We start from the raw sequence: 26,255 nt of genomic DNA on the forward strand, positions 1-26,255 counted from the left end.
AACCCTTCAAGGAATGCCATGGGCTTAAGCACACATGTCTTGGACACCATGCACGGCACGCCGGCGGGCGGCATGCGGGTGTCGCTGTACACCACCGAAGGCGGGCAGGCCGCGCTGGTCAAGAGCTTCGCCCTCAATGACGACGGGCGCAGCCCCGAGGGGCCGCTGTATGACAGCGCCAGCCTGAAAGCGGGCACTTACCGCCTGGTGTTTGAGGTGGCGGCCTATTTCAAATCGCGCGGGGTGGCGTTGCCCGAGCCGGCTTTTCTGGACCATGTGAGCCTCGACTTTGGTGTGGCCGAACCTCAGCAGAATTACCATGTGCCGCTGCTGGTCAGCCCCTGGAGCTATTCGACGTACCGTGGTAGTTGAGCCCGCCGTGTCATGGAGCCGTCATCGGGGGCGGCGACAATCAGCGGTTTGTACAACTTTCTTCCCGCCATGAATGTCAAGCCACTGCGCGCGCTGAGCCGCCGCCAAGCCCTGTTGTTGTCCGCGGGCACTGCCGCCAGCCTGGTGGCGCCAGCCGTTCTGGCGCAAGGGCCTTCCGCAGGCTCAACCAGCGGCGCGGCCACGGCCGCATCCGCACCCGCAGGCAGCTACCCGGAGCGTTCGGTCAAGATCGTCGTGCCCTTTGCGCCTGGCGCCGGCACCGACGCCATGGCGCGGCTCATTGCACAAAAACTCGGCGAGACCCTGAACGCCACGTTTGTGGTTGATAACCGCGCTGGTGCCTCAGGCGCCATCGGCACCCAGTATGTGGCCCAGTCGCCGGCAGACGGCTACACGCTGCTGCTGGTGGCCTCGCCTTTCACCACGGTGGCCGCTTCGCTGCCCAGCGCCAATTACGACCCGCTGCGCCAGTTCACGCCGGTCGGCATGATCGCCAGCGGGCCGCTGGTCTGGGCGGCCAATACCAAGCTGCCCGCCAGCAACATGAAAGAGCTGGTCACTCTGGCCAAACAAAAGCCCGGCGCGCTCAACTACGGTTCGGCCGGCTCGGGCGGTGTCAACCATCTGGTGCTGGAACTGTTGAAGGCGCGCACCGGTACGTTCATCACGCACATTCCCTACCGCGGAGTGGCGCCCGCCACCATGGACATGATCGGCGGCCAGATCCAGCTCATCACCGGCACCATCCCGGCCCTGCTGCCCTTCATCAAAAACGGCAGCATCAAGCCGCTGGCGGTGACCAGTGCCAAACGCTCCAGCGCCTTGCCCGACGTGCCCAGCATGACCGAAGCCGGCCTGGCAGGCATTGACGTCGTCAACTACTTCGCCCTGATGGCGCCCACCGGTACACCTCCGGCCATCGTTAACACCCTCAACGCAGCCATCAACAAAGTAGTCGCACAGCCCGACGTACTGGCACGCTTCAAGGCAGACGCCGTAGAAGCCGCACCCGGCTCACCCGCATTGCTGGGCCACTTCATAGAAGCCGACTACCGCGCCTGGCGCAACGTCGTCAAAACCCAAAACCTCAAAATTGAGTAAGGCCCCCACGGTCGCTCACTTCGTGTAGCTCCCTGCCCCCCGAGGGGGCCGCTGCGCCTGTGGCCCGGCAAAGCCGGTTCCACGGCCCCTGCTGATGAAGAGGAGCCCTGAGTGCGGGCTCAGGCCGCAGGGCCAACGTCGTCGGCAGGCCTTGTGGCGCGGTGAGTTACACGCAGCGGTCGATCACATCTCCCCAACCCAGCATGAGCCGCGGAACCGGCTTTGCCGGGCTGCATGGCGGGCGGCCCCCTCGGGGGGCAGCGCATTACACGAAGTCGAAGACGCAGTGAAAAGCGTGGGGGCTAGTCAGTCCTGCCCTTCTGTGAGCGTGTCCAGCTGAAACTTCCCGCTCTTGTGCCACAGCCAGGTGTCGGTGTAGACCACCTTGCCCATGCGCGTGGGGGCCGGGAAAGGCGAAGCCGCCTGAATCATTTTCGCGATCTCCGCCATCACCTCGGGCGCATGGCGCGGCGCACGCATCCAGTCCAGGCGGGTCACGCGGCCGACCCTGTCGATCTCTACATTCAGCACACCCACGGCATACAGCAGTGGCGGCATGCGGCCTTTGTAGATGCGGTCGGAATTGAGGCCGTAGAGATGCGTGGCGCCATCTTGCCGATAAGCGCGTGGCGTGTTCGCCGCCGAGCTTCTGGCCGAACCTTGCGGGCCGGCGATTGGCCCGACGACCGGGGAGGGTTCTGGCGCTTTGGGTGTGGGCGCTGGTTCTGGCGCATTCTTGCAGGCGCTCACCACGGCGGCTGCGGCCGCTGAGATCAGGGCGACCAGCCAGAAGCGGCGCGGTGCGGAGTCGGAGGTGTCTTCTTGTCTCATGGTGTCTGCCTTTACCTGCTTGGTCGGCTCGGCCGGCTCATTGGATTCCTGATATACCTGCCATCATGCCTGAGCACTGCCCGGCACCGGGGCGGTGCTAAGGTATTGCCCAGGTGGCGCCACCTGGGCGCTCAGGTCATTTTGCCGAATATTTCAGTCGCTCATTCAAGCACTTACCCGCCAACTCGTCACCAATGGTTTCCAGTGTCTCCAGCCCACAACTTGAAGATCTCCTGATCCGCCTGGCTTCGGCGCCGGCGGTGCTGGTGGAAGTCGTGCACACGCAGGGCTCCGTGCCGCGCGAGGCCGGCACCTGGATGGCGGTATTTGCCGACGCGCTGGTGGGCACGATAGGCGGCGGCCATCTGGAATATGACGCCATTGCCAGGGCGTGTGCGCTGCTCAAAAGTGAAGGAGGAGGCCAAGGCGACATCGCGACGTTGCGCATAGCGCTCGGTCCTTCGCTGGGCCAGTGTTGCGGCGGTGTGGTGGAGCTGCGCTTGGAGCGCGTCACCGCGGCCGATGTGCCGGCGCTGGCCTTGCGGTTGGACCAGGTCCTGGTGACGCCGGTGGCTTTGTTTGGCGGCGGTCATGTCGGCCATGCGCTGGTGCGGGTGCTGGCGCCCTTGCCGTTTTCCCTGACCTGGATAGACAGCCGCGACGGCGTGTTCCCCGCTGCCTTGCCGCCGCGCGTGGAGGCCGAGCATTCCGATCCGGTGCAAGCCGCCGTGCCCGGCCTTGCGCCGCAGTCCCGCGTGCTCATCATGAGCTTCAGCCATGCCGAAGACCTCGACATCGTGGCTGCGTGCCTTCAGCGCCACCGTGAGAAATCTGACTTGCCCTACATCGGCCTGATCGGCAGCAAAACCAAATGGGCCGCCTTCCGCCATCGGCTCGAAGCCAGGGGTTTTACGCCCGACGAGCTGGCGCATGTGACCAGCCCGATCGGCGTGCCCGGCATTGCCGGCAAGGAGCCCGAAGTGATTGCGGTGGCTGTCGCTGCCCAGTTGCTGCAGACCGTCGATGCGACGATAGGGGAGGCCGCGAGGATTTTGCGATAAGCGTCAAAGCCGATAGACTTGCATCACCAGGTCGCAGCGGAGCCGGGAAGGCAGGTGGCAAGCCCACAGCGTTCTTTTGTTCGTGACCACGTTTTCTGCTTACAGCGCCCGCAGTGGTGAGCAGCCCTTGCATAAGTTGAGCGCTATGGAAAACTACCTACTCGACTGGGCCAACCTGCTGCTGCGCTGGGTCCATGTCATCACCGCCATCGCCTGGGTGGGCTCCTCGTTTTATTTTGTCTTTCTCGACAGCAGCCTCACGCCGCCCGAAGATGAAGACCTCAAAAAGCAGGGCGTCAGCGGCGAGCTCTGGGCCGTGCACGGCGGCGGTTTTTACCACCCTGTCAAATTCGCCGTCAAGCCGCCGCAACTGCCGGCCCACCTGCACTGGTTTTACTGGGAAAGCTACAGCACCTGGCTGTCGGGCTTTGCGCTCTTCACGATTTCTTATCTGTGGAACGCCGGCACCTACCTGGTCGACAAATCGCTGATGAACTGGTCGCCCGGCGCGGCCGGCGCTGTGGCGCTGTCCTTCTTTGTGGTGTTCTGGATGCTGTACGACGGCATCTGCCAGTGGTTCGGTCAAAAGAAAAATGGGGACGCGATTGTCGGCGCGCTGGTCGCGGTGCTGGTGTGCGCCGCCTCCTGGCTGGCCTGCCACTGGTTTGCCGGGCGCGCGGCCTTTTTGCTGGTGGGCGCGATGATGGCCACCGCCATGAGCGCCAATGTGTTCTTCTGGATCATCCCCGGCCAGCGCAAGGTCGTGGCCGCCATCAAGGCCGGCGAGCCGGTCGATGCGGTGCACGGCCAGCGCGGCAAGCAGCGCAGCGTGCACAACACCTACTTCACGCTGCCGGTGCTGTTTGCCATGCTCAGCAACCACTACAGCTTTACCTGGAGCCATCCGCAGAACTGGCTGGTGCTGATTCTGATGATGCTGGCCGGCGCCGCCATACGCCAGTTCTTTGTGCTGCGCCACGGCTACAAGCTGGGTCGCAACCGGCACCCGCTGGCGTATGCGCTGGTGGGCCTGGCCGTCATCATTGGCGTGATCGTGTGGATGAAGCCGGCGCCTGCGATGGCTCCAATTGCTATAAATTCAGGAGCTTCTAGTCCAGTCGCTGTGCGGGCTGCAGGCCAAAATGACTACCAAAACGTGCAGGCCATCATGGCCCAGCGCTGCTACTTGTGCCACGGCGCCCAGGTGCAGATGAAGAACGTACGGCTTGATTCACCTGCGACGCTGAAGAGCCACGCGCAGCAGGTCTACCAGCAAGTCGTGGTCAGCAAACTCATGCCCATGAACAACGCCACCGGCATTACCGACGCCGAGCGGCTGGCCGTCAAAAGCTGGTTTGAGGCGGGCGCGAAAACGGATTGACGCCCCGGCAACTCACGCCATGGTCGAATTCGAAAACAAATTCAGCACCACCACGCCCGCGATGATCAGCGCCATACCGACCATGCCCCACAGGTCGATCTTCTGGTTGTGAACAAAAAAGCTGGTGATACTGATCAGCACGATGCCCAGACCTGACCAGATTGCATACGTCACGCCCGTGGGGATGGACTTCATCGTCACCGTCAGGAAGTAAAGCGCCGTGCCGTAGCCGGCCACGGTGATCAGCGAAGGCACGAGCCGCGTGAAGCTGTCGCTGGACTTCAATGCCGTGGTGGCGATGACTTCGGCAACGATGGCGATGCCCAGGGCGAGGTAGGAGTTCATGCGGGGTCTCTCGGGTGGTGATGAATCATTCTAGGCAGGGCTTCCCGCGCGCCGCCTCTTAAAACCTCCCGTTCCGTCGGGTTACTGCCCGGTTACCACGGCACAATCCGGGGTTGGAGACATTTCAATGACCGCAGCCAAAACCCCCGAAGTCAACGTCACGCCAGACCCGGCAAAGCAGCCGCGCGAATTCCTGGAGCATCTTTACCAGGCCGCCGTCAGGCGCGCCCTGCCGTTGGAAAACACCGCACGCTTTCTGCCCAAGCCGCCCACGCCCGCCAGCGGCGGCCGCACCATCGTCATCGGCGCAGGCAAGGCCGGCGGCTCCATGGCGCAGGCGGTTGAAGCGCTGTGGCCGGCTGATGCGCCACTGGAAGGCCTGGTTGTTACGCGTTACCACCATATTCCGCCGCGGCCCGAAGGCCTGAAGCAGCGCATCGAGATCGTCGAAGCCGCGCACCCGGTGCCCGACGCAGCCGGCCTCGAAGCCGCCCAGCGCATCCTGGCCATGGTGCAGGGGTTGACTGAAAACGATTTGGTGCTGTGCCTCATCTCTGGCGGCGGTTCCGCGTTGCTGACCTTGCCCGCCGAAGGCCTGACGCTGGAAGACAAGCAGCGCATCAACAAGGCGCTGCTCAACAGCGGCGCCAACATTTCGGAGATGAACTGCGTGCGCAAGCACCTCTCCCGCATCAAGGGCGGGCGCCTGGCTGCGGCCTGCGCGCCGGCGCGCGTGGTGACGCTCACCATCAGCGATGTGCCGGGCGACGACCCGTCCATCATCGCCAGCGGCCCCACGGTGCCTGATGCCACGAGTTGTGTGGAGGCGGTAGCCATCTTGCAACGTTACGGCATTGAAGTGCCCGGCGCCATCATGAGCCTGCTGGAGCAGGGCGCGCTCGAAACGCCCAAGCCCGGTGATGCGGCCTTCAAAGGCCACGAAGTGCACATGATCGCCACGCCGCAGCAAAGCCTGGAAGCCGCTGCCGCCGTGGCGCGCGAAGCCGGCCTGCAGGCCTACATCCTGAGTGACGAGATGGAAGGCGAGTCGCGCGAAGTCGGCAGGGTGCATGCGGCACTGGCCCGTGCCGTGGCACTGAAAGGCCAGCCTTTCAGCAAGCCCTGTGTGATCTTGAGCGGTGGCGAAACCACAGTGACCATTCGTAAGCAAGCGGAAGGAACACCTCGCGGCAGAGGCGGCCGCGCCGGCGAATTCTGCATGGGCTTGGCACTGGCACTGCAAGGCCAGCCTGGCGTGTATGCGCTGGCGGCCGACACCGACGGCATTGACGGCGTGGAAGACAACGCAGGTGCTTTCGTCGCGCCGGACACATTGAAGCGCGCACTGGCCAAGAGCATGAAGCTGGACCAGTACCTGGACCGCAACGATGCGTATGGCTACTTCGATCCGCTGGGCGGCCTCGTCGTCACCGGGCCCACGCACACCAACGTCAACGATTTCCGCGCGCTATTGATTTTGTAGCTGCTTGCGCTTATTCTGTTTGGGCTGCGGGCCTGTTTGATCTTTAAACCCGGCAGGCTGGCAATTTTTTTGCGGAACGGCCTTTGGCCTGGGGCCCGTGCCGCGGCCCGGACGGGGAAGCCGTTACAGTGTGGCCTGGTCGCATGAGGAATCTGCATGTCCAACAGCAAAAATACGCCGTCATCGACAGGTGTCCGCGATAAGGCATCGATCGAGAATGCGATCGAAAAGCTCAACCGGCAAATCAAGATGTTGCGGGCCTTCGATGTCTCGAGCGCCCAGCATGGCTGGGATTCGGGCATGGAGGCCTTGCAAAAGAAAACCAATGCCACCTTTGCCGACGCATTTGGCGCGAGCACGCCCGAGTACCGGCAGTGTGCCGTTGTCACGCAGGACTTCCTGCTGGATAAAACCTTTGGCGACCGTTTCACGGACGACGAGCGTCACGAGAAAGTCAAGCAAGGGATAGAGCTGGCCATCACCCGAACAAATGCGGCCAAGAAACTGCTGACTGATCGCCTCAATGGGGAGGACACTGCAGAGCCAGTAGCGGCCCCGGTTGTGGAGGCTAAACCGGTGTCGCCTCCGCCGCCCGCAAAGGCTCTGCCTCCTGCGCCAGAACCAGAACCAGAACCAGAACCAGAACCAGAACCAGAACCGCCTCCTGCGCCCTCACCAGCACCAGCACCCACCCCCGCGCCATCGCCATCGCCATCGCCATCGCCTTTCACCACAACGAGGATGACCATGCCCAAGCCCGACTCCGCTTCTTCCTCTTTTGGTGCTGCGCCGCAAGCCGCGCCCGGCTCCCGCGTGGCCATTCTTGGCCTGGGTGGCGATGCCGCGGGCGAAGCGTGCGAGTTCATGGAGCAGCTCGGGCTGGAGGCGGCCATACTCGACACCGTTTCCGTCGAGCAGCTTGAAGGTTTGCGCAACGTAGCGTTTTTGCTGGTCTTGCCGGGCAACAAGTCCGATGCGCCTGAGGCCATGCTCGCCATCGGATTCATGCTTGCCGTGCTGGGCCGCAACCGCCTTGCCTGCCTGATGTCCGAAGAGGGCGCTTTGCCGGATGTGCTGAAGGGCACGACATGCGTCACAGTCGACGACGCGGGCTTGTGGCGGCTTCTACTGGCACGCGAGATGAAACGGACCGGCCTGGAGGTAGACCTGAACCGCGCCATGTGAGGGTTGTGGCACCGTGCCCGGGGCGATGCGTTTACGCTATGAATTTTATAGCTGCTTGCGCCCGCCCTGTATAGACTGCGACGCGATTTGATGCATAAAACAGCGGCGAGGCATTAAACAGCCGTGATGCCGCCGGTGCTTGCGTCCGCCGCCAATTCCGGCGGATGCGTGACGATGGACTTGAGGTCTGGCCGTGCCATTTGCAGTGCAACCAGATCCGGCGTCGGCCGGCGCAATGTGTCGCTGCCCGCAAAAGCCTGCTCCAGCGCCTGGCCTGCAGCCAGCAGTTGCGCATCAGCATGCAGGCGCCCAATCACTTGCAGCCCGAAAGGCATGCCATGCTCGTCCTTGCCGCAAGGCAGCGCCAGCGCCGGGTTGGTTGCCAGCGTCACCACATAGGTCAGGCCCAGCCAGTGGTAGTAGTTGCGCATGGCCTGGCCGTCGATGTTGCCGGCATACAGCTCCGTCCAGGGGAAGGGCGTGACCGGCGTGACGGGCGCCAGGATGATGTCGTACTGCTCGAAAGCCTTGGCAAAGCGGCGCGAAATACGTGTCTGTTCCAGGTGTGCCCAGGCGCGGTCTGCCAGCGTGATGGCGGCGGCGATTTCCATGTTGGCACGTACGTTCGGCCCCAGCGTTTCGGGGGTGTTGCGGTAGGTGTCTGCGAAAGCGGCCACAAAACTTTCTGCGCGCAGCGTGTCAAAGGCACGGTCGGCATCGCCCAGCTGCAGGTCGACAGGCTCGCAGCTCGCCACCAGCGGCCGGACGGCTTCCACGCGCTGGCGGAACACGCGCCGGATTTCCGGGTCCACGATGCACATGCCAAAGTCTTCCGTGGTGCCCACACGCAAGGTGGAAAGGTCTGCCTGCTTCAAAGGCCAGAAGGTGGAGGCATCCACAGGGTAGGAAATCGGGTCGCGTGCGTCCGCCCCCACGCTGGCGGCAAACAGCAAGGCCGTATCGGCCACATTGCGCCCCATGGGCCCGAGCACGGAAATGACAGACCAGCCCAGCGGCCGCGCGTCGTTGGCCACCAGCCCGGGTGAGGGCCGCAGGCCGACCACGCCGCAGAGCGATGCGGGAATGCGCAGCGAGCCGCCCGTGTCGGAGCCGGTGCAGATCGGCAGCATGCCGGCTGCCAGCGCCGCCGCCGAGCCGCCGGAAGAGCCGCCGGCATTGAGTGCCGGGTTGAACGGATTGCCCGTCGCGCCCCACACCGGGTTGCGTGAGTTGGCGCCCGCGCCCATGTCGGGTACGTTGGTCTTGGCCGTGACGATGGCACCCGCCGCGCGCAGCTTTGCCACGAGTGCGTTGTCTTTGGCCGGCACGTTGCCGCGCAGCCCCACGTTGCCGTAAGTGGTCAGCAGGCCCGCGGTGTCCTGCAGGTCCTTCACGCCCAGCGGCAGTCCATGCAACGGCCCCAATGGCCCGCCGCGCATGACCTGTGCCTCGGCCTCGCGTGCAGTCTGGCGCGCACGCTCGTAGTCGGTCGCGCAGATGGCGTTGATCGCAGGGTTCAGGCTTTCGATACGGTCTATGCAGGCGTCCATCAGCTCTACCGGAGAAAGCTGGCGACTGCCGATCAGTCGGCGGAGTTCAACGGCGGAGATGTCGGGCAACGTGGAATGCATGGTCGAGTTCTGTTTAGTCCGTCTTGATTTGCGATCGCTCGGCCAGAGTCTTCATGCGCGCGATCTCGGACGTGACCATGCCCGACCAGTCAGCGATGGCGCTGTAGCCGGGCTCAAACCCCGCGGCCTTGAGCTTCTCAATAATTTCAGGGTTGGCCATCACCGTGGCAAGCGCCTTATCCAGCCTGGCCTTCACGGGAGCGGGCAGGCCCTTGGGCGCCACCACCGCCAGCCAGGCGTTCATATCAACGGCTGGGTAACCGGCTTCGGCCATGGTCGGCACATTCGGCAGCAGCGCCGAACGCTTGTTCATGGCCACAGCCAGCACGCGCACCTTGCCCGTCTTGAGCTGCGGCGATGCGGCCACCACGGTGTCAAAAGACACTGGAATCTGCCCGCCCATCAGGTCGGTCATCAGCGGGCCGGATCCTTTGTAGGGCACATGCGTCATCTTCAGGCCCGTGGCCGCATTGAACATCGCACCGGCGAAATTGGAACTGGTGCCGTTGCCGAAGCTGCCGTAGAGGTACTTGTCCGGGTTGGCCTTGGCGGCCGCCACGAACTGGTGCACGTCTGCTGCGGTTACCGACGCATTCACCAGCATTGCCAGCGCCACGGAGCCGACCATGCCGATCGCGTCAAAACTCCTGACCGGGTCGTACGTCAGCTTGGGCTGCAGTGCCGGGTTCAGTGTGAAGGTGGAGTTCGAACTCACCAGCAGCGTGTAGCCGTCGGGCTTGGCGTTGGCCACCGCGGTCGCGCCTATGGCCGTGCCGGCGCCGGGCTTGTTCTCTACCACCACCGACTGGCCTAGCTGGTCGCCCAGGGCCTTGCCCAGGATGCGCGCCAGCACATCGGCCGCGCCGCCGGCCGGGAAGGGCGCGACCAGCGTGATGGGCCGATCCGGAAACTCGGCGGCATGGGCGGTTCCACCCACGGCTGCAAGTCCGCAAAAGAAGATGCCACTGGCGATCAGCGTGCGGCGCATTGCTTTAAAAGACATGGGGTGCATGGTAGGCCTCGTTGAAAGTTTGATCAATCGGAAGGGGGGCGGTCAGGGCGGGTGGGAACTCAAGGGTTAACGCAACCGGGCAGGCGACAGCCTGGAGGCCTCAACGCCTTGCTGAACCAGTTCTTCGGGCAGTGCCGTCTCGCGGATCAGCGCATCGGCCAGCGCGCTCGCGCCTGCCGCGCTCTGAATGCCATAGCCACCCTGCGCTGCAAGCCAGAAAAATCCGGGGCAGGCGCCGTCATGGCCTATGACCATTTCTCCGTCGGGCACAAATGAACGCAGGCCGGCCCATGTGCTCGAAGGGCGGCGAATGGTCAGTGTCGAAACGCTCTCGATCTGGTGAATGCCCATGGCGATGTCGAGTTCTTCAGGCACCACATCGTGCGGCACCGTCGGGTCTGCATTGGCCGGTGAACCCAGCAACTGCCCCGCATCGGGCTTGAAGTAATAGCTTTCATCCACACCCACCACGGCCGGCCAGGGTGAAGGGTCTACGCCATCGGGCGCCTTGAAGGTAAAGGCGCTGCGCCGGTGCGGCACCAGGCCGATGGGCTGCGCACCAAACACGGCAGCCAGCGCGTCGGCCCAAGCGCCCGCGGCATTCACCACGGTCTTTGCGCGCAGCACTTCGCCATCGCTGAACTGCAGGGTCCAGCGCTGTCCGTCGTGTGTGGCCTGTGTCAGTGTGGTGGCGGTGCGCAGCTCTCCGTCGGCACCGGCCTTGTGCCGAAAACCGCGCAAAAAGCCCTGGTGCAGTGCATGCACGTCCATGTCTTGTGCGCCCGAGTCATACAGCGCGCCATGCACCAGCTCCGGCCGCAGGCAGGGCACATGTGCCAGCGTGGTGTGGGCATCCATAGTGACCAGCCCCGGGCAGTTCACCGACAGCTCGCGGCGAGTGTCGGCGAGCTCTTTTTCCTGCCCGTGCGTGGCCAGGTACAGCACGCCGCGCGGCTGCATCAGCGCAGGCGAAAAGCCTTCAGGCGGCCGCTCGTAAAAGGCACGGCTGGCGCGCGTCAGCGCACGCACCATGGGCGGGCCGTAGGTTTCCATAAACATGGCCGCAGACCGTCCGGTGGAGTGGTACCCCGGTTGGGCCTCTCGCTCAACCAGCGCAACGCTGCGCTGCCCCGCCAGGCGCCAGGCCAAAGAAGCGCCCGCAATGCCGGCGCCAAAGATCAGGATGTCAAATTCTCTCATTTGAGAATTCTCACATGCGAGAATCATGCCTGTCTAGCCGATTTACCCGATTTGGCCCAAACAAAGGGAAAACACCATGCCCGCACGCCCAGCCCGAACCCCCGCCAGCGCCCCGGAAGCCAACCGCGAGCAACTGGGCCAAAGCCTGCGCGAACATCGAAAGGCGCAGCGGTTGACGCTGAAAGAGTTGTCGGGCCGTTCGGGCGTGGCGCTGTCCACGCTGTCCAAGATGGAGCTGGGCCAGATCTCCGTCAGCTATGAAAAGCTCGCCGCCGTGGCCCGCGCACTGGCGCTCGACGTGGGCCAGCTCATGGATGCGCGCGGCGCCGCGCCTCCCGGCGCTGTAGCACCCGTCGTGGTGTGGTCCGAAGCGGGCGGCGAGGCCACCTACAGCTCGGGCCACTACGACTACCGCGTGCTGGCCAACGGGTTTCCGGGCAAACGCATGACACCGATGCACGGCCGCATCATGGTGCGGCAGCGCGACCAGTTTCCCGACTTCATCCGCCACCCCGGGCAGGAGTTCGTGACGGTGCTGTCAGGCCGGGTGCGCATTGAATTTGAAACCGGCGAAATCATCGAAGTCGGCCGCCATGAGTCCGCCTATTTCAACAGCGGCGTTGGCCATATCTATCTCTCGCTGGGCCGTAGCGATGCGCAGATACTGGTGGTGATGAGCGAGTAGCGTGGCTTGGCTACTTAAACTTTCCGGCAAGGCCTCAGGTCGACAGCTTCTCCCATGTCAGGTCGAACTTCAGCAAATACTTGCGCAGCCGGTCTGCGTCGTTTACCACGCTGCGCTGCGCGCGCGACACATTAAAAAGCGCCCGCCCGGCGTCGCTTAGCGAGGCGCTTTTGCGGCACACGTCGATTACGGCTTGCAACTGCAGCTGATCAAAGTAGTCGAGCGCGTCCGCAGCGCTCCCCATCAATTCGACCAGCGATACGACGGGAGAATTGGTTTCCTGGGTCGTTTCCTGCCATTGCCAGCGCAGCCGCGCTATCTCTGCCTCCACCAGGCTCACACCGATGCGGCCGTTGTCGCCCAGCGTGGCAAGCCGCGTGATGGATGCGCTCAAGTCGCGGAAATTGCCGGTCCAGACGGCTTCAACCGATTGTGCGAATCGCAAGTAGGCCACGCGGGCCTCGGTCGTCATACGGGTTTTTCGGCCCAGGTCTTCAGACGCCAGCATGAGTTGGTGGTCCATGTTGGGCTCAATGTCTTCCCGGCGCTGGCTGAGGCCCGGCAAGGTGTAGGTCCACAGGTTGATACGTGCAAACAGGTCTTCGCGAAAGCGCCCGCGCGCGACTTCAGCGCGCAGATCCTTGTTGGTACCGGCGATCAGCTGGAAACTGCTTTCAACCTCTATGTCGGCACCCACAGGCAGAAAGCGTTTTTCTTCCACCGCCTTGAGCAGCATGGCTTGCTCGTCCAGGCCCAGCTCGCCGATCTCGTCGAGAAACAACACGCCCTTGTCGGCGGTGCGCAGCAAGCCGGGCCGGTCGCTTGCCGCGCCCGTGAAGGCGCCCTTTTTGTGGCCGAACAAGGTGGAGGCTGCGCCGTCGCCATGCAGGGTTGCGCAGTTCACGTCCACAAAGCCACCACTGACCTGGTGGCGCGACTTCTTGAGTTCGAAGACGCGCCGCGCCAGCATCGATTTGCCCGCGCCGGTGGGTCCGGTCAAGAGCATGGGCGCCTTGCTTTGCACGGCGATGCGCTCAATTTCCTCGATCATCGTGTTGAAGCGTGGGTTGCGCGTGGCGATCCCGCTTTTGAGGAAAGACACCGCGTCCTGCTGCGCCACCGCAAGCCGCGCATTGATCGCGTCGTAGCGCGAGAGGTCCAGGTCGATCAGCTCGTAGCTGCCTATGCCATGGCCTTGCTGCCGGCCCCGGGGCGGCGCCGTCTGTAGCAGCACACCGGGAATAAAGCGCGCCTCGACCAGCAAAAACAGGCAGATCTGCGCGACGTGGGTGCCCGTCGTGATGTGGGCCCAATACTCCTCGCGCTCGGTGTCGAAGGCGTAAGCGCGCATCCAGTCATACAGCGCGCCATAGACTTCGCCGAAATCCCAGGGATTGGCCAGGCTCATTTCGACCAGGCGAACCTCGGTGCCGGGCGAAAGCTGGATAACGTCGTCGCGAACCCGCTCGGCCAGCACCTTGTTGCGCGGGTCGTGCATCAGTTCAAGCCGGTCGACGACCAGGTCTTCATGCTGCGCAATCGATACTGTCGGCCGCCATTTCTCCCAGCGGGCAGCACTCAGGCCCGAATCAAGCTGGGTGCCCAGGAAACCCATCACCACTTTTTTCTTCATATTTCTAATGTACTAGCTTTAAAGCTAAAAACTATTGGCTATCGAATGAATCACTAAGCTCGCGTGGTATGTGAAATAGAGAAAAAATCCAATGAAATCAATCGTTTTTTGAAAATCTTGCACAGATGAGCTGGCTCTGGCATGGACCCTGCAATAAAGAAGATGTCAGATGAGAAAGTTGTTCGCGCAACAGGGGTTGTTCGGGTAAGCCGGGCTCCACTGATGCAGAAACCCAGGATGTCCTGAATTTCTGTACACCGCGGCAACGGATGCACCTGGCGCAAGGCATGTGGGAAGGGGCGGCTCGGGTAGAGGAGCCGCCCCGTCAGGTTAGGTTAGGTGCTCAACGGGTGGTGAAGCTGCGTTGGGTTTGTGAAAGCAGATGAAGAACGAATAACGGGCGCGCTGGCACAGAAGGGAGCGCCACTGCCAAAAATGTTGTATTGCCGGCAGGCCGGGTAACACCGGGTGCGGCGGGAAAGCCGGTTGACGGGCAAGGTTGAGGATGCAGGTGCTGGCTCCGATGACGGGTCTGCCACTGGCGCGCGTTTCCAACCGTCAGCTGGGCCACAGGCCTCAAACACCGTGGTCGCCGTATTGATGCGGGTTCGAATCCCGCCGCGTCCACCAGAAAACGAGAATAAAAATGGAAAACACTTTAAAGCGTGAGCTTTCACCGGGGGTGAAGCAGGCTGTTGACCGTCTGTATGCGGTTTTCAGCGGCTACCGGGCGCCATCCTATTGCCTGGATGTATGTTTGGCATGCTGTATGGACGAGGCGCTGGAAAAGGAAATGCGGCGACTGCCTTTGCGGCAGATCAGCGCCAAGCATTTTTATGAGTACAACGGCTCGGCGAAAGATGCTCCGCAACCTCCGGATGAACTCAAGTACCTGTTGCCGCGCATGCTGGAACTTCTGGCCAACGGTGCCGAGGTGCATCACTCCACGGAACTGTATTTGGACCGGTTGGGAAATTGCGAGGCAGGTGCTTTCTCGGCAGAGGAGTATGCGGCCATTGATGCTTTTGCGCTGGCCTACTTTGCCGACTGCTTGAGTCGGCATCCATGGCAGTCAGGGGAGGGTTATGGTGGTGATGCGGCCTTTGAGTTCCTTTTGATGTTCGCCATCGGCGGCATCGACTTGAAGCCCCTGCTGGACTACTGGCTGAAGGACGAATCCACTGCCGCGACTTTGTACTACGTGAGCGCCGGGTTTTATGAATTCTGGAAAGACCAACGTATCCGGAATGCATTCGCAGAAGATCGACCCGAGTTTCAGGAAGTGATGCAAACCTGGTTGACCGATGAAAGCCATCGCCAGACCTTTGCGCGCCGGATTTTGAAACTGGAGATGAACAATCTCGACCAGACGCCTACCTGCTACTACGGCAGCCGGATCACCCCGCAGGACATGGCGGAAACCGTATTTGACTTGATAACGTATTAGGATAAAAAAATGACCTATCAACAACACGAAGTCACCGGCGGTGTGCCGGTAAAGATGTGGACTAACGGCGTTCCGGTGGAAGCCCAGGCGCTCAAGCAGCTTGAAAATTCCGCGCGCCTGCCCATCGTGTTCAAGCACGTGGCCGTGATGCCAGACGTGCACTATGGCCTGGGCGCCACCATCGGCAGCGTGATCCCGACTTTCAAGGCGATCATTCCGGCGGCGGTTGGCGTGGACATCGGCTGCGGCATGATGGCCTGCAAGACCACGCTGCGCGCTGAAGACCTGCCCGACAACCTCGGCCCGCTACGCTCGGAAATCGAAAAGGCCGTGCCGCACGGCTCTGCGCCCAAGACCTATCGCAGGAACGGCTCGGTCCGCGAAGTGGGCGCCTGGACCAACCCGCCCAGTGCGGCCGATGCAGCCTGGGGTCAGCTGGCCGATGAATTCGAGGCGATCTGCCTGGACTATCCGCGCCTGAAAAACACCAACAACCATCGCCACATGGGAACCCTGGGCGGCGGTAACCACTTTGTCGAGGTTTGCCTTGATGAAACTGGTGGGGTGTGGATCATGCTGCACAGCGGGTCGCGTGGGGTGGGTAATGCCATCGGCACCCACTTCATCGAACTTGCGAAGAAAGATGCCGAGCTGCACCAGCGCAACCTGCCGGACAAAGACCTGGCCTACCTTGAAGAAGGTTCGCAGTACTTTGGCGACTATGTGCGCGGCGTGGGCTGGGCGCAGAAGTTCGCGCGCCTGAACCGCGAGGTGATGATGCAGGCCGCCATTGGCGCGCTGCGCAAGGTGATCAGCAAGCCGTTTGAGACGCATCTGGAGGCGGTGAACTGTCACCACAACTATGTGCAGAAAGAAACGCACTTTGGGCAAGAGGTGTTCGTGACCCGCAAGGGCGCGGTGAGCGCCAAGGCGGGAGAGCTCGGGATCATTCCCGGGAGCATGGGCGCCAAGAGCTTCATCGTGCGCGGCAAGGGCAACCCCGACAGCTTCATGAGCTGCAGCCACGGTGCCGGCCGCACCATGAGCCGCACCCAGGCGAAGAAGCTGTTCACGGTAGACGACCAGATCAAGGCCACCGAAGGCGTCGAATGCCGCAAGGACGCCGACGTGATCGACGAGATCCCGATGGCCTACAAGAACATCGACGCCGTGATGGCGGCGCAGAGCGACCTGGTGGAGGTGGTTTACACGCTCAAGCAGGTGGTGTGCGTCAAGGGGTAAGCAATGCGGAACATATTTATCGACAAAAGCCTGGAGCTATCGGACTGGGTCATATCTGAATTTGAAAAGATCCAGGTGACAGTAAATGGGCGAAGTGAACTTGCGATTGCGTGCTTTTATGTGACTTGGCAGCACCAAGCAGCTATTACCCGATTGTGCGAGGTCGGCCTATTCGCTCCAGCGCAAGCGCTTTTGAGATGCGCGTGGGAGTCTTGGGTGCGAGGTATGTGGCTATATGAAGTGGCCACGCCAGAACAGTTGCTTTCCTTCAAGCAAGGCGGCGACCCGCCGAACCATCAACAACTGTTGGAAGGGATCGAGTCTAAGCAAGGCCTGGAACCTGGACTAATGCTCTCTTTGCACAAGTTGCAGTTCAGAACACTTTGCGATTTCACCCATACGGGGATTTCGCAATTAGTAAGTCAATTTTCCGATGGGGCGATGCAAGCTCGGTTGAGCGATGATGAAATTCGAATCTTGCTCCTACGAGCAAACACACTGGCGCTCGCCGCTTTAGGACAAACGGCTTTAACAAAAAATAACCAAACCATAGCTGAAAGTGCGCATAAAAAGATGCATGTGATCGACAGTGAATTCAGTGCCAATGGTGAGGTAAAAAAGTAAAGAAGAAAAACAATGATTGAACTCGATGGCTCGCAAGGCGAAGGCGGCGGGCAGATTCTGCGCACGGCGCTGGCGCTGAGCCTGGCGACGGGCAAGCCGTTTCGCATGGACAACATTCGTGCCAAACGGCCCAAGCCCGGCCTGATGCGCCAGCACCTGGCCTGTGTGAACGCGGCTGTGGCCGTGGGCGGCGGTGCGGGGCACACCTTCGCAGTCAACGCTGCCGGCCAGCCCGTGCAGATTGGCGAAACCACGCTGTTGTTCACCCCGGGCGAAGTACGTGCGGGCGACTACGAATTTGCGGTCGGCTCGGCAGGTAGCTGCATGCTGGTGCTGCAAACTGTGCTGTGGCCGCTGCTGCAGGCCAAAGAGGCCTCGACGCTGTTACTCAGCGGCGGAACGCACAACCCCATGGCTCCGTCGTGCGCCTTCCTGACGCTGCTGGCGCCTTATTTTTCCGGTAACGGTGAAGCGCTGTTTGACATTGAACTTCGCCGCCACGGTTTTTACCCCGCAGGCGGGGGAGAGGCGCGAGTGCGCCTGCATCCACCCGCTCAGGGCTTTGCTGCCATCGAGCTCATGCAGCGCGGCGCGCTGCTGGAGGCTTATGCCGAATGCCTGCATGCCGGTCTGCCCCGGGGCGTGGCCGAGCGCGAGCTGGCCGTGCTGCAGCAAGGGCTGGGTTGGGAAGAAAGCTGCCTGCGTAACCGCGGACTGCGCAGCAATGAAGGCCCGGGCAATGCGCTGCTGGCCGTGCTGCGCTATGAGCACATCACCGAGGTCTTTGCCGCCTACGGTGAAAAGAGCGTGAGTGCCGAGCAGGTGGCTCGCCGCCTGCTGCAGGAGGTGAGGGACTACCAGGCGCACCAGGCGCCGGTGGGTCCGCACCTGGCTGACCAGCTGATGATTCCCGTGGCGATGGCGGCCCTGCAGGGAAGGATGGGCCGCTACTGGGCGACAGAGCTGACTGAGCACACCCGCACCAATGCCCGGACCATTGAAGCCTTTCTGCCGGTGAGGTTTTCTTGTGAACCGCTGGGGGGCGGTACTGTGATTTCGGTAACCGCCTGATCTATGAGGACGCCCCCGTCGCGCATGCTGTCAGCGTGCCACGGGTTTCGCCGTTACGGCCGTTACGGCCGTTGCGACCGTGTCGTCCTGCGCGTCGGGCAGCATGGCGGCATCTTTTCGCATCAAGGCACGCACCAGCCCGGCGAACCATGCTGCGGCAATCGTTGCAGATATCCACACCATCATTTGCCCCAGCCGTGCCTGGTCGTCCAGCAGGTAGGCGTTGCAGACGCGCACCGGTGAGGTCTCATACAGGTTGCCCACGACGGCCGTCATCGGCAGCACGTTGCCCAGAAAGAAACCCTGCACCAGCAGGCCTGCCGCCTGCCACGACAGGCGGATGGCTGCGCCGCAGGCCAGCAGGGCCAGCCATTTCAGGATTTCGATACGGCCGTCCACCAGCGCCAGGTCCAGCACGCGGGGGATCATCAGGATCGCAAGAATCACCGCAGTCGCGAACAGGCCACTGATGCCGTGGGCATTCCATCGACCCAGGTGTACCCGCCAGTGGTCCGGCATTGCTGCGGCGAGCAAATAGCCGGTCAGCGACAGCAAGGGGTATTGCACCAGCATGTGACGTGTCATGCTGGCTTCCAGCCCATGCCGCAGGCCGGGCCATGCCAGCAGGCACAGCAAGGCGATGGCCATAACCGTCAAGGTGCCGCGCGAAGGAAGCGCCGGTCTCTTCATGGCGAGGTGGCCCGCGCAAGGTGCTGCGCGTAGTCGAGCGCGAGCTGCTGCTCCGCATAATCGAAGATGCGGACCAGGCGGCCTTTCTGGTCTATGACCAGGAGCGCCGCGTTGTGCTCAAAATCGCCGCGCCCGTCGGGGACCACCACGACCTGGAAGCCCGCCAGCAGATGCTGGGTGTCGCGTGGGTCCTGCACACGCACAAAACGCCACAGCGCTGGGTCGGCGCTCAAGCGCGCCGCATAGGCCTGCAACACGCCGGGGCTGTCGTGCCGGCCGTCGAAGCTGATCGACAGCAGTTTCACCTTGCCCCCGCGCTCCTGCAGCACGCGTTGCATTTGTTGAAAACTGCTGCCCATCGCCAGGCAGACGGTCTGGCAACGTGTATAGATGAAATCCACCAGCGTGACGGACTGACCGTCGGCGAGCCACAGCGACAGCGCCTGGGGGGCGATGCCGGGCCCATCGATGCTGACTGCAGGGGTTGCGACAGGTTGCAGTGCGACTTCGAGCCTGCGGGCGCCCTCGGCGGTCCAGACCTGGAAGTCGTGCGTCAGCCACGCGGCGGCGGCATAGCCCGCCAGGGCCAGCATGGCGCTGAGCAAGGCGGTGCGAAACATCAGGAAGAACTCACCACGCTTGCCGGGGCTGCCGGTTCAGGAGGCCTTGGCCGCCAGCGCCTTGAGCTCGGCGCCGCCGTTGAAGGGTGCGGTGCGCGTTGCGGCCTTGCGTTCAGCCTCAAACAGTTCAGGCTTGATGGCGCCCGCCTTGTTGGACCACTCGGCGCGAATGTAGCTGGCGACCGCGGCCAGCTCGGCATCGCTGAGCTGCCCGAATGCCGGCATGGCGCCCTTGAAGGTGTTGCCCATGACGCTGATCTCTCCGGTAACGCCGTGCAGCAGGATGTTGGCCACGATGCGTTCGTCGCCGGCCACCCATTCGGAGCCGTCCAGCGGCGGGAACACGCCCGGCAGCCCCTTGCCGGTGGCCTGGTGGCAGGCCACGCAGTTGGCGGTGAACAGCTGCTTGCCGTTGGCGGCTGCGCCGGGGGCAGGGCCCGAGAGATCCGCCACCGTGCGCTTGTCCCCCAGGTCGGCCCGACCAAAGGAGCCGGACAGCAGGATATAACCCGCGCCCCACAGCACCAGGGCCAATGCTCCGATCAAAAAAATCAACGGAATGGGCTGGCTTCTTTCGGAGGGCTCGGCCTGTTCCCGCTCCTGCGCCCGGCTTTCGGATGTCTTGTCGTTCAACATGGGGTCACCTTGTGTGGCTCAGGGCTTGGGGGCAGGCGGCAAGACGGGGTAGGTGTGGTTCAGGCCCTGCAGGTACTTGACCAGGTCCTGCGCCTCGGGCGACGGCACCACCACCTGGCCCACGTTGGGCCCGTAGGCCGGCGGCAGGGCCAAAGGTGTTTCGCCCTCGCTTTCAGCCTCCTTCGCATCCTTGACGGCAAACAGATAGGGATACGACGGCATGATGGAGCCGGGCACATAGGCGCGCGGCTGGTACAGGTGCCCCAGGTGCCAGTCCTTGCTCGGCTGGCGCGCCCCGATGTTGAACAGGTCGGGCCCGGTGCGCATGCTGCCCAGCAGGTGGGGCTTGTCGTAGTAATAGTCGCCCGGCACCGAAGCGCGGCCCCAGCCGCGTTCCGCGTCGGGGCCGAAGTTGCGGTCACGCGGCTGCTGGCTGTGGCAGTACACGCAGCCGTTGGCGATGTAGACCTCGCGCCCGCGCAGCTGGGCGCTGGTGTAATTTTTGAGTTCCGGTGGCGGCTTGAGGTCGCGCACCTGCATGTAGGGCATCACCACCAGAGCCGCCGTGGCAATGCCCAATGCCACCATGGCGCCCGAGGCCAGCTTGACTTCATTTTCCATGAGCGGCCACCATGTCTTTGCTTTGCGAGGCGTTCTGCCAGAAGAGCGCGGCGCCCGCGCGGGTCGGCCCGAAGCGAAGCGCCATCGCCAGGAAATGGCCGACGAACACCAGGTGGCTGAGCACCATCAAGCCGCCGCCGATGGAGCGCCATTTCAGGTAGGGCAGCGTCAGCTCGACCGAGGCCATGAAGGGTTGCGCGGCGTCCAGCATCGCCACGCCTTGCAGCCAGCCGCCTATCGTGAGCCCGACGAAGTAGATCGACACGCCCACGGCCGCCAGCCAGAAATGCAGGGTGATCAGCTTGGGATAAGGCCACTCCCAGTTCAACACCCGCGGCATCATGAAATAGATGGCGCCGAACAGCACCATGGTGACGAAGGCATAGGCGCCCAGGTGGGCGTGGGCCACCGTGAAATGGGTGAAGTGGGTGATCTGGTTGACGCTGCGCAGCGCCTCCAGCGAGCCCTGCAGCGACGAGGCCAGGTACATCAGCCCGCCGAACATCATGAAGCGCAGCGTCGGCGAATAACGCGCCAGGTGCATGCGCCCCTGCAGGGTGGCGCCCATGTTGATGCTGAAGGCGATCACCGGGATCACCATCATGACGCTCTGCACAATCGACAGCGTGATGAGCCAGCCGGGCACCGGACCGCCAATCAGGTGGTGGCCGCCGACCTGCCCGTAGAAAAATGCCAGCGTCCAGAAACCCAACAACGACAGGTTGTAGGAGCGTATCGGCCGGCCGATGATTTTGGGCAAGAAATAGTAGATGGCGCCCACACTCACCGGGGTAAACCACAGGCCCAGCACGTTGTGCCCGTACCACCAGTTGGTGGTGGCCTGCTGCACGCCGGTATGCACGCCGGGCATCTTGCCGACCAGAAAGAGCAGGGCAATCCACAGCAGTGCCGCCGTCATGTACCAGACGCTGACGTAGAGGTGGCTGACCTTGCGGTTCACCAGGGTGTAGAGCACCGGCAGTATCACCAGCGCAAAACCGACGAACATGAAGATCGCGATCTGCCAGGGAATCTCCAGGTACTCCATGCCGTCGTTCCAGCCGGTCGAAATGGCGCCTATGCCGCCGGCGATACCCATGTTGATCAGCGCGCCGCCCAGCATGACCCAAATGGCGCCGTACAGATTGGTGCGCAGCAGGCGCGGCAGCAGCCAGACGATCATGCCCAGCGCGGCGTTGGTAATCCAGCCATAGAGCACGGCGGTCAGGTGCACTGTGCGTATCCGGCCAAACGTCAGCCAGGCGTAGTTGGTGAGCCAGTCGGGCTCATGCAGCTTGATGGAAGAAACCAGCCCGGCCATCGAACCCACGACCAGCCACATGCAGGCAAAGGTGATGAACATGAACACCGGAAACGCGGTGGAGCGGTCGGACGTGATGCGGTCCAGCAGCTCGGCGGCATCGGCGGCGTGTGTCTTGATGCCGCCTTCCTTCACGGCCTTTTGCATCGACTCCTGTGCGGCGTCCTGCAGCGCAGGGTCATCTACCTGGCCGATCTCGCCGTGCGCGAAGATGACGGAAGCAGCGACAGGGTTTTCTACCAGCAGTCCTTTGCGCAGCGACCAGATAAAAACAAAGAGGCCGATGATTGAGAGCAGAAATGCCCCCAGCAGGCTGATGACGGCGCTGTCCATTACGCGCTTGCCTCAGGCAACACGGGTGGCAGGCATTGCAGGCCAGGCATTTCGTGGCTTTCCTGGAAATCGGGCGCCTTGCGGTGGAGGGCAGGGGCGACTTCGCCCTGCGTGCATGAGGCAGCTGTCATGATTTCTCCGGTACTGAAAGCCTGCTGACACCCTGTTCCGGTTGAGACCGGCGTGAGGAGGGGCGGTGGAGGCTTGCCGCAGACTGACCATGGTACGCCTTTGCTGGCGGCAGGCTATTTCGTGAATCTGTGATTCAGTCAGATGCTATTGATTTAATAGCTGCTCGCGCTCGTTCCCATTGGGCTAGAGGCACTATTTGCAAATAATTTACGCTTGCAAGCCGTCCGTCAGCCGGTTTAAGCCTGGGCTCATCGGTGGGTGGTAGCCTCGCGGCCATGTTGAACCGCATCCCCTCTTTCCTGCGCCATGTCGGCCCGGGCGTTGTCACCGGCGCTGCCGATGACGACCCCTCCGGCATCGCCACTTACACGCAGGCCGGGGCGCAGTTTGGCACCGGGCTGCTGTGGACGGTGTTTTTGTCGCTGCCTTTCATGATCGCCATCCAGCTCGTCAGCGCCCGCATAGGCCGTGTCACCGGCAAGGGCGTGGCCGCCAACCTGCGTGAGCACACGCCGCCTGCCTTTTTGATGAGCATGGTGTTCCTGCTGGTGATTGCCAACACCATCAACATCGCCGCCGACATTGCCGCCATGGGCGAGGCGCTGCAGTTGGCCGTGGGCGGCGGCGAGCACTTTCATGCCGTGGCCTTTGGTGTCATCACCGTGCTGCTGCAGGTCTTTGTGCCTTATCGCAAGCTGGCGCCCATCCTCAAGTGGCTCACGCTCTTCCTGTTTGCCTATGTGATCGCCGTGTTTTTGGTGCAGGTGCAATGGGCCCAGGTGCTGCATGACCTGGTTGTTCCCAGGCTGCAATGGACCTCGGGCTACTGGATGATGATCGTCGCGCTGCTGGGCACCACGATTTCGCCCTACCTTTTTTTCTGGCAGGCCTCACAGGAAGTCGAAGAGCTGCGCTTGAAGGGCGGTCAGCTGGGCTCTGAAAAGAAAATCCGCCGCGACCTGCGCCGCGTCAAGCGCGACACCTACATCGGCATGTTCTTCTCCAACGCCATCGCCTTCTTCATCATGGTGCTGGGCGGCGCGGTGCTGTATTCCGCCGGCATCCACGACGTGACCTCGGCCGCGCAGGCGGCGCAGGCGCTGCGCCCGCTGGCCGGTGATTTTGCCTTCACGCTGTTTGCTGGCGGCATCATCGCCACCGGCCTGCTGGCCGTGCCCGTGCTGGCCTCGTCGGCTGCCTACGCCGTGGCCGAAGCCTTTGGCTGGCCCGAAGGCCTGGAGCGTCGCTGGTATGAGGCCAAGCGCTTTTACGCCATCATCATCATCGCCACCATCGTGGGCACCGGCATGGACTTCACCACCATCGACCCGATGAAGGCGCTGTACTGGAGCGCTGTGATCAACGGTGTTGTGGCCGTGCCCATCATGGCGGGGTTGATGCTGCTGGCCAGCAAGAAAGCGGTAATGGGCAACTTCACTTCGGGCTTGAAGACGACCTGGTTTGGCTGGGGCGGTGTGGTGGTGATGGGCTTTGCGGTGCTGATGATGTTGCTGGATTTGTTCAGGCCCCTGTTCTAGGCTGCGGCTTTGAGTTTTACCCACAGGCGACGCGGGCCGGCGCCCTCATCGCCCAGCTTGTCATACGGGTTGCGCAGCCGGCATTTGTCAATCGACAGGCAACCGCAGCCAATGCAGTCATCCAACGTGTCGCGCAGTTTTTTGAGCTGCGCCATGCGCTCGTCCAGGTCGGCGCGCCAGGCGGCCGACAGACGCGCCCAGTCCGTGCGGCTGGGGGCGGCGTTTTTCGGCAGGGTAGCCAAGGCCGCTTTAATGTCGGCCAGCGCAATGCCCACCCGCTGCGCCACGCGCACAAAGGCCACGCGCCGCAGCATCTCGCGTGCGTAGCGGCGCTGGTTGCCTTCGGTGCGGCTGCTGCTGATCAGCCCTTTGGTCTCGTAAAAATGCAGCGTCGAAACCGCCACGCCGCTGCGGCGCGCCATGTCGCCCACCGAGAGCGTGGGGAAGATGCCGGCCTGTTCCAGTTCCGTGCTCATGCGAACTCCTTGCGAATAGACAAATCGTCAAGCAGCTAAACAGCTAAACAGTCAAAAACTCAAATAGTGCTTGACCTCAACTTTACTTGAGGTTTTACGCTTCTGCTTCGCAAACCGATCCGGCTTTCCACCTCAAAGTTCAAAGGAGTTTTTTCATGTCACATGAATCATCAACCGCCACTTCCACTCCTTCAGCCACCTCTACCTCCACCTCCCTGTTCCGCATCGACAAGTTTGTGGTGCCATCGCAGTCACTCTGGGCCTTTGTCGAACGGATCCAGCAGGTCCAGCAAACGCTGGGCCGCCAGCCGGGTTGCCTGCAGAAGCACGTGCTGACGCAAAAGGGCGACAGCAGCGAGTTCGATGTGGTGACCGTGGTCGAATGGGCCAGCGCCGACGCCGTTGCCGCCGCCCAGGCCGTCATGCAAAAGCAACTCGCCAGCGAAGGCTTTGATATTCAGGCCTTCCGCAAAAAGCTGGGCGTGCGCGGCGACTCGGGCATGTACCGTAAGGCCTGAGCCCGCCCCTTGCGGCGCCATAAAAAAAAGCGACCCAAGGTCGCTTTTGTTTGATTCGCTGGCCCGCTCCCTGTCGGCTGGGCAGGCCCCTGCTTACCAAGGCAATGCATCACCCATGTGAAAGAAGCCGCCGTTGGGGCCGTCTGCCGGCAAGGTGGCCAGCTGTACGCTGGTCTTGGCGCCGTCTTCCACGTTCATGGGAGCCGATGGGCCGCCCATTTCGGTGAGTACCCAGCCGGGGTGGGCCGAGTTGACTTTCACGCTGCTGCCCTTGAGCTCAAAGGCCAGCTGCACGGTGAATGAGTTCAGTGCTGCTTTAGAGGTGTCGTACGCCAGCGACTTCATTTCGTAAATCGGCGACGTTGGATCTGAATGCAAGGTCAGCGAGCCCAAAATGCTGGCCAGATTGACGATGCGGCCGGCCGTCGCTTTTTTCAGTAGCGGCAGCAGCGCCTGCGTTAGCGCCACGGGGCCGAAGAAATTCGTTTCCATGGTGTCGCGTAGCACCTTCTCGGGCAGGGCAGACGTGGTGTATGGGTGGCTCACGCCGGGTTCGCCTTCCAGGTAAACGCCTGCGTTGTTCACCAGAATGTCGAGGCGGCCGGCCTTGGCCTGAAAGTAGTCGACCGCTTTTTTCCGGTCGGCGGGCTTGGTGGCATCAAACACGATGAACTCGGCCGTCACGCCTTCGGCCTTCAGCTTGGCCACGGCTTCAACGCCGGCCTTCTCGCTGCGCGTGCCGATCACGGGCAAGATGCCCAGCTTGCCCAGTTGCCTGGCGGTTTCAAAACCCAGGCCGCGGTTGCCGCCGGTCACGAAGGCGATTTGTGTGTTCAGAGGGGTGGTCATGCTTGTGTCAATGCTTTCAGAAGTTTTGTTAGGGCTCGTCAAATCGGACGCCGGCCTGCCCCAAGAGGCACGGCTGGCTTGCCGTACCAATGAGGTGGGGGCGTACCGCAACCCGATAAGCCCGCACTTTCAGAATGCACTGTTGCGGGTGAGCCAACAATCGCGTGTGGCCGCCATGGTAGTGCAACGCCCTCTT

The 26,255-nt window shown here is 62.6% G+C and carries 27 protein-coding genes; 13 read left to right on the top strand and 14 right to left on the bottom strand.

The features are described from left to right. Positions 1–18: 18 nt before the first annotated feature. A complete protein-coding gene (gene uraH, locus ABI546_RS08270) occupies positions 19–372 on the top strand; it encodes a hydroxyisourate hydrolase (RefSeq protein WP_348045934.1) in 354 nt (117 codons plus the stop codon). Between the two features lie 69 nt (positions 373–441). Next, a complete protein-coding gene (locus tag ABI546_RS08275) occupies positions 442–1,494 on the top strand; it encodes a tripartite tricarboxylate transporter substrate binding protein (RefSeq protein ID WP_348045936.1) in 1,053 nt (350 codons plus the stop codon). 306 nt (positions 1,495–1,800) lie between these two features. Here ABI546_RS08275 and ABI546_RS08280 read toward each other — a convergent pair whose 3' ends face one another. Beyond that, positions 1,801–2,325: a hypothetical protein gene (locus tag ABI546_RS08280; RefSeq protein WP_348045938.1), complete on the bottom strand. Its 525-nt coding sequence runs from the start codon at positions 2,323–2,325 to the stop codon at positions 1,801–1,803. Between the two features lie 194 nt (positions 2,326–2,519). Here ABI546_RS08280 and xdhC point away from each other — a divergent pair, with 194 nt between their 5' ends. Continuing rightward, positions 2,520–3,386, top strand: coding sequence for a xanthine dehydrogenase accessory protein XdhC (gene xdhC / locus ABI546_RS08285; RefSeq protein WP_348045940.1), 867 nt, complete (start codon positions 2,520–2,522; stop codon positions 3,384–3,386). A 145-nt stretch (positions 3,387–3,531) separates the two neighbouring features. Next, complete coding sequence (locus tag ABI546_RS08290; protein WP_348045942.1) at positions 3,532–4,767, top strand: urate hydroxylase PuuD; 1,236 nt, start codon at positions 3,532–3,534, stop codon at positions 4,765–4,767. Positions 4,768–4,779: 12 nt separating this feature from the next. Here the strand turns inward: ABI546_RS08290 and ABI546_RS08295 are convergent, their stop codons facing one another. After that, on the bottom strand, positions 4,780–5,112 hold the full coding sequence (locus tag ABI546_RS08295) for an SMR family transporter (protein ID WP_348045944.1): 333 nt from the start codon (positions 5,110–5,112) through the stop codon (positions 4,780–4,782). A 127-nt stretch (positions 5,113–5,239) separates the two neighbouring features. Between ABI546_RS08295 and ABI546_RS08300 the strand changes: the two genes are divergently transcribed. Both ABI546_RS08300 and ABI546_RS08305 read left to right on the top strand, forming a co-directional pair. Beyond that, positions 5,240–6,595: a glycerate kinase gene (locus ABI546_RS08300; protein ID WP_348045946.1), complete on the top strand. Its 1,356-nt coding sequence runs from the start codon at positions 5,240–5,242 to the stop codon at positions 6,593–6,595. A 156-nt stretch (positions 6,596–6,751) separates the two neighbouring features. Next, complete coding sequence (locus tag ABI546_RS08305; RefSeq protein WP_348045948.1) at positions 6,752–7,780, top strand: hypothetical protein; 1,029 nt, start codon at positions 6,752–6,754, stop codon at positions 7,778–7,780. 113 nt (positions 7,781–7,893) lie between these two features. On the opposite strand, the gene ABI546_RS08310 is transcribed toward ABI546_RS08305, so the two are convergent. From ABI546_RS08310 to ABI546_RS08320, 3 genes are all read right to left on the bottom strand, one after another. Further along, positions 7,894–9,411, bottom strand: coding sequence for an amidase (locus tag ABI546_RS08310; protein ID WP_348045950.1), 1,518 nt, complete (start codon positions 9,409–9,411; stop codon positions 7,894–7,896). Between the two features lie 13 nt (positions 9,412–9,424). Then, positions 9,425–10,414 carry a tripartite tricarboxylate transporter substrate binding protein gene (locus tag ABI546_RS08315; protein ID WP_348045952.1) on the bottom strand — a complete coding sequence of 330 codons (990 nt, stop codon included), beginning with the start codon at positions 10,412–10,414 and terminating at the stop codon, positions 9,425–9,427. Between the two features lie 75 nt (positions 10,415–10,489). Continuing rightward, the gene (locus ABI546_RS08320; protein ID WP_348045954.1) at positions 10,490–11,623 is read right to left on the bottom strand and encodes an FAD-binding oxidoreductase; all 1,134 of its coding nucleotides are present in this window, start codon (positions 11,621–11,623) and stop codon (positions 10,490–10,492) included. Positions 11,624–11,699: 76 nt separating this feature from the next. Here ABI546_RS08320 and ABI546_RS08325 point away from each other — a divergent pair, with 76 nt between their 5' ends. Beyond that, complete coding sequence (locus tag ABI546_RS08325) at positions 11,700–12,308, top strand: XRE family transcriptional regulator (protein WP_348045956.1); 609 nt, start codon at positions 11,700–11,702, stop codon at positions 12,306–12,308. 34 nt (positions 12,309–12,342) lie between these two features. On the opposite strand, the gene rtcR is transcribed toward ABI546_RS08325, so the two are convergent. Then, positions 12,343–13,941 carry an RNA repair transcriptional activator RtcR gene (gene rtcR, locus ABI546_RS08330; RefSeq protein ID WP_348045958.1) on the bottom strand — a complete coding sequence of 533 codons (1,599 nt, stop codon included), beginning with the start codon at positions 13,939–13,941 and terminating at the stop codon, positions 12,343–12,345. 646 nt (positions 13,942–14,587) lie between these two features. Here rtcR and ABI546_RS08335 point away from each other — a divergent pair. The 4 genes from ABI546_RS08335 to rtcA are packed head-to-tail and all read left to right on the top strand — an operon-like array spanning position 14,588 to position 18,325. Continuing rightward, positions 14,588–15,388: a hypothetical protein gene (locus tag ABI546_RS08335; protein ID WP_348045960.1), complete on the top strand. Its 801-nt coding sequence runs from the start codon at positions 14,588–14,590 to the stop codon at positions 15,386–15,388. A 9-nt stretch (positions 15,389–15,397) separates the two neighbouring features. Further along, positions 15,398–16,630 carry an RtcB family protein gene (locus tag ABI546_RS08340; protein ID WP_348045962.1) on the top strand — a complete coding sequence of 411 codons (1,233 nt, stop codon included), beginning with the start codon at positions 15,398–15,400 and terminating at the stop codon, positions 16,628–16,630. 3 nt (positions 16,631–16,633) lie between these two features. Continuing rightward, positions 16,634–17,254 (top strand): hypothetical protein, encoded by a 621-nt coding sequence (locus ABI546_RS08345; protein WP_348045964.1) that lies wholly within the window; start codon positions 16,634–16,636, stop codon positions 17,252–17,254. 12 nt (positions 17,255–17,266) lie between these two features. After that, positions 17,267–18,325: an RNA 3'-terminal phosphate cyclase gene (gene rtcA, locus ABI546_RS08350; protein ID WP_348045966.1), complete on the top strand. Its 1,059-nt coding sequence runs from the start codon at positions 17,267–17,269 to the stop codon at positions 18,323–18,325. A gap of 30 nt (positions 18,326–18,355) precedes the next feature. On the opposite strand, the gene ABI546_RS08355 is transcribed toward rtcA, so the two are convergent. From ABI546_RS08355 to ABI546_RS08380, 6 genes are read right to left on the bottom strand one after another with little or no spacing between them, the layout of a single operon-like run. Further along, entirely contained in the window at positions 18,356–19,015 is a 660-nt protein-coding gene (locus tag ABI546_RS08355) for a hypothetical protein (RefSeq protein ID WP_348045968.1), read from the bottom strand. After that, on the bottom strand, positions 19,012–19,635 hold the full coding sequence (locus ABI546_RS08360; RefSeq protein ID WP_348045970.1) for an SCO family protein: 624 nt from the start codon (positions 19,633–19,635) through the stop codon (positions 19,012–19,014). The genes ABI546_RS08355 and ABI546_RS08360 overlap by 4 nt, the downstream gene beginning before the upstream one ends. A gap of 36 nt (positions 19,636–19,671) precedes the next feature. Next, complete coding sequence (locus tag ABI546_RS08365) at positions 19,672–20,271, bottom strand: cytochrome c (RefSeq protein ID WP_348045972.1); 600 nt, start codon at positions 20,269–20,271, stop codon at positions 19,672–19,674. An 18-nt stretch (positions 20,272–20,289) separates the two neighbouring features. Continuing rightward, the gene (locus tag ABI546_RS08370; protein WP_348045974.1) at positions 20,290–20,892 is read right to left on the bottom strand and encodes a cbb3-type cytochrome c oxidase subunit II; all 603 of its coding nucleotides are present in this window, start codon (positions 20,890–20,892) and stop codon (positions 20,290–20,292) included. Continuing rightward, positions 20,882–22,546, bottom strand: a complete 1,665-nt coding sequence (locus ABI546_RS08375) for a cbb3-type cytochrome c oxidase subunit I (RefSeq protein WP_348045976.1) — start codon at positions 22,544–22,546, stop codon at positions 20,882–20,884. The genes ABI546_RS08370 and ABI546_RS08375 overlap by 11 nt, the downstream gene beginning before the upstream one ends. Further along, on the bottom strand, positions 22,546–22,677 hold the full coding sequence (locus ABI546_RS08380) for a hypothetical protein (protein WP_348045978.1): 132 nt from the start codon (positions 22,675–22,677) through the stop codon (positions 22,546–22,548). The genes ABI546_RS08375 and ABI546_RS08380 overlap by 1 nt, the downstream gene beginning before the upstream one ends. A gap of 276 nt (positions 22,678–22,953) precedes the next feature. On the opposite strand from ABI546_RS08380, the gene ABI546_RS08385 reads away from it, so the two are divergent. Then, positions 22,954–24,216 carry an Nramp family divalent metal transporter gene (locus ABI546_RS08385; RefSeq protein ID WP_348045979.1) on the top strand — a complete coding sequence of 421 codons (1,263 nt, stop codon included), beginning with the start codon at positions 22,954–22,956 and terminating at the stop codon, positions 24,214–24,216. On the opposite strand, the gene soxR is transcribed toward ABI546_RS08385, so the two are convergent. Then, a complete protein-coding gene (gene soxR, locus ABI546_RS08390; RefSeq protein WP_348045980.1) occupies positions 24,213–24,692 on the bottom strand; it encodes a redox-sensitive transcriptional activator SoxR in 480 nt (159 codons plus the stop codon). The two genes, ABI546_RS08385 and soxR, sit on opposite strands and share 4 nt — an antisense overlap. Positions 24,693–24,847: 155 nt before the next feature. On the opposite strand from soxR, the gene ABI546_RS08395 reads away from it, so the two are divergent. Continuing rightward, on the top strand, positions 24,848–25,210 hold the full coding sequence (locus ABI546_RS08395) for an antibiotic biosynthesis monooxygenase (RefSeq protein WP_348045981.1): 363 nt from the start codon (positions 24,848–24,850) through the stop codon (positions 25,208–25,210). Positions 25,211–25,303: 93 nt separating this feature from the next. Here ABI546_RS08395 and ABI546_RS08400 read toward each other — a convergent pair whose 3' ends face one another. Beyond that, complete coding sequence (locus tag ABI546_RS08400; RefSeq protein ID WP_348045983.1) at positions 25,304–26,059, bottom strand: SDR family oxidoreductase; 756 nt, start codon at positions 26,057–26,059, stop codon at positions 25,304–25,306. Positions 26,060–26,255 lie beyond the last annotated feature (196 nt).

Source organism: Polaromonas sp., from assembly GCF_039932935.1.
Classification (GTDB): domain Bacteria; phylum Pseudomonadota; class Gammaproteobacteria; order Burkholderiales; family Burkholderiaceae_C; genus Polaromonas.

What these genes read in the sequence shown, in the direction of transcription:
- ABI546_RS08385 (WP_348045979.1), top strand. Translation starts at nt 22,954, where the DNA reads ATGTTGAACCGCATCCCCTCTTTCCTGCGCCATGTCGGCCCGGGCGTT.
- ABI546_RS08295 (WP_348045944.1), bottom strand. Translation starts at nt 5,112, where the DNA reads ATGAACTCCTACCTCGCCCTGGGCATCGCCATCGTTGCCGAAGTCATC.
- ABI546_RS08310 (WP_348045950.1), bottom strand. Translation starts at nt 9,411, where the DNA reads ATGCATTCCACGTTGCCCGACATCTCCGCCGTTGAACTCCGCCGACTG.
- ABI546_RS08340 (WP_348045962.1), top strand. Translation starts at nt 15,398, where the DNA reads ATGACCTATCAACAACACGAAGTCACCGGCGGTGTGCCGGTAAAGATG.
- ABI546_RS08275 (WP_348045936.1), top strand. Translation starts at nt 442, where the DNA reads ATGAATGTCAAGCCACTGCGCGCGCTGAGCCGCCGCCAAGCCCTGTTG.
- ABI546_RS08280 (WP_348045938.1), bottom strand. Translation starts at nt 2,325, where the DNA reads ATGAGACAAGAAGACACCTCCGACTCCGCACCGCGCCGCTTCTGGCTG.
- ABI546_RS08325 (WP_348045956.1), top strand. Translation starts at nt 11,700, where the DNA reads ATGCCCGCACGCCCAGCCCGAACCCCCGCCAGCGCCCCGGAAGCCAAC.
- ABI546_RS08400 (WP_348045983.1), bottom strand. Translation starts at nt 26,059, where the DNA reads ATGACCACCCCTCTGAACACACAAATCGCCTTCGTGACCGGCGGCAAC.
- ABI546_RS08355 (WP_348045968.1), bottom strand. Translation starts at nt 19,015, where the DNA reads ATGAAGAGACCGGCGCTTCCTTCGCGCGGCACCTTGACGGTTATGGCC.
- soxR (WP_348045980.1), bottom strand. Translation starts at nt 24,692, where the DNA reads ATGAGCACGGAACTGGAACAGGCCGGCATCTTCCCCACGCTCTCGGTG.
- ABI546_RS08365 (WP_348045972.1), bottom strand. Translation starts at nt 20,271, where the DNA reads ATGTTGAACGACAAGACATCCGAAAGCCGGGCGCAGGAGCGGGAACAG.
- ABI546_RS08290 (WP_348045942.1), top strand. Translation starts at nt 3,532, where the DNA reads ATGGAAAACTACCTACTCGACTGGGCCAACCTGCTGCTGCGCTGGGTC.
- ABI546_RS08370 (WP_348045974.1), bottom strand. Translation starts at nt 20,892, where the DNA reads ATGGAAAATGAAGTCAAGCTGGCCTCGGGCGCCATGGTGGCATTGGGC.
- ABI546_RS08300 (WP_348045946.1), top strand. Translation starts at nt 5,240, where the DNA reads ATGACCGCAGCCAAAACCCCCGAAGTCAACGTCACGCCAGACCCGGCA.
- ABI546_RS08375 (WP_348045976.1), bottom strand. Translation starts at nt 22,546, where the DNA reads ATGGACAGCGCCGTCATCAGCCTGCTGGGGGCATTTCTGCTCTCAATC.
- ABI546_RS08380 (WP_348045978.1), bottom strand. Translation starts at nt 22,677, where the DNA reads ATGACAGCTGCCTCATGCACGCAGGGCGAAGTCGCCCCTGCCCTCCAC.
- rtcA (WP_348045966.1), top strand. Translation starts at nt 17,267, where the DNA reads ATGATTGAACTCGATGGCTCGCAAGGCGAAGGCGGCGGGCAGATTCTG.
- ABI546_RS08360 (WP_348045970.1), bottom strand. Translation starts at nt 19,635, where the DNA reads ATGTTTCGCACCGCCTTGCTCAGCGCCATGCTGGCCCTGGCGGGCTAT.
- ABI546_RS08305 (WP_348045948.1), top strand. Translation starts at nt 6,752, where the DNA reads ATGTCCAACAGCAAAAATACGCCGTCATCGACAGGTGTCCGCGATAAG.
- ABI546_RS08315 (WP_348045952.1), bottom strand. Translation starts at nt 10,414, where the DNA reads ATGTCTTTTAAAGCAATGCGCCGCACGCTGATCGCCAGTGGCATCTTC.
- ABI546_RS08335 (WP_348045960.1), top strand. Translation starts at nt 14,588, where the DNA reads ATGGAAAACACTTTAAAGCGTGAGCTTTCACCGGGGGTGAAGCAGGCT.
- ABI546_RS08395 (WP_348045981.1), top strand. Translation starts at nt 24,848, where the DNA reads ATGTCACATGAATCATCAACCGCCACTTCCACTCCTTCAGCCACCTCT.
- ABI546_RS08345 (WP_348045964.1), top strand. Translation starts at nt 16,634, where the DNA reads ATGCGGAACATATTTATCGACAAAAGCCTGGAGCTATCGGACTGGGTC.
- ABI546_RS08320 (WP_348045954.1), bottom strand. Translation starts at nt 11,623, where the DNA reads ATGAGAGAATTTGACATCCTGATCTTTGGCGCCGGCATTGCGGGCGCT.
- rtcR (WP_348045958.1), bottom strand. Translation starts at nt 13,941, where the DNA reads ATGAAGAAAAAAGTGGTGATGGGTTTCCTGGGCACCCAGCTTGATTCG.
- uraH (WP_348045934.1), top strand. Translation starts at nt 19, where the DNA reads ATGGGCTTAAGCACACATGTCTTGGACACCATGCACGGCACGCCGGCG.
- xdhC (WP_348045940.1), top strand. Translation starts at nt 2,520, where the DNA reads ATGGTTTCCAGTGTCTCCAGCCCACAACTTGAAGATCTCCTGATCCGC.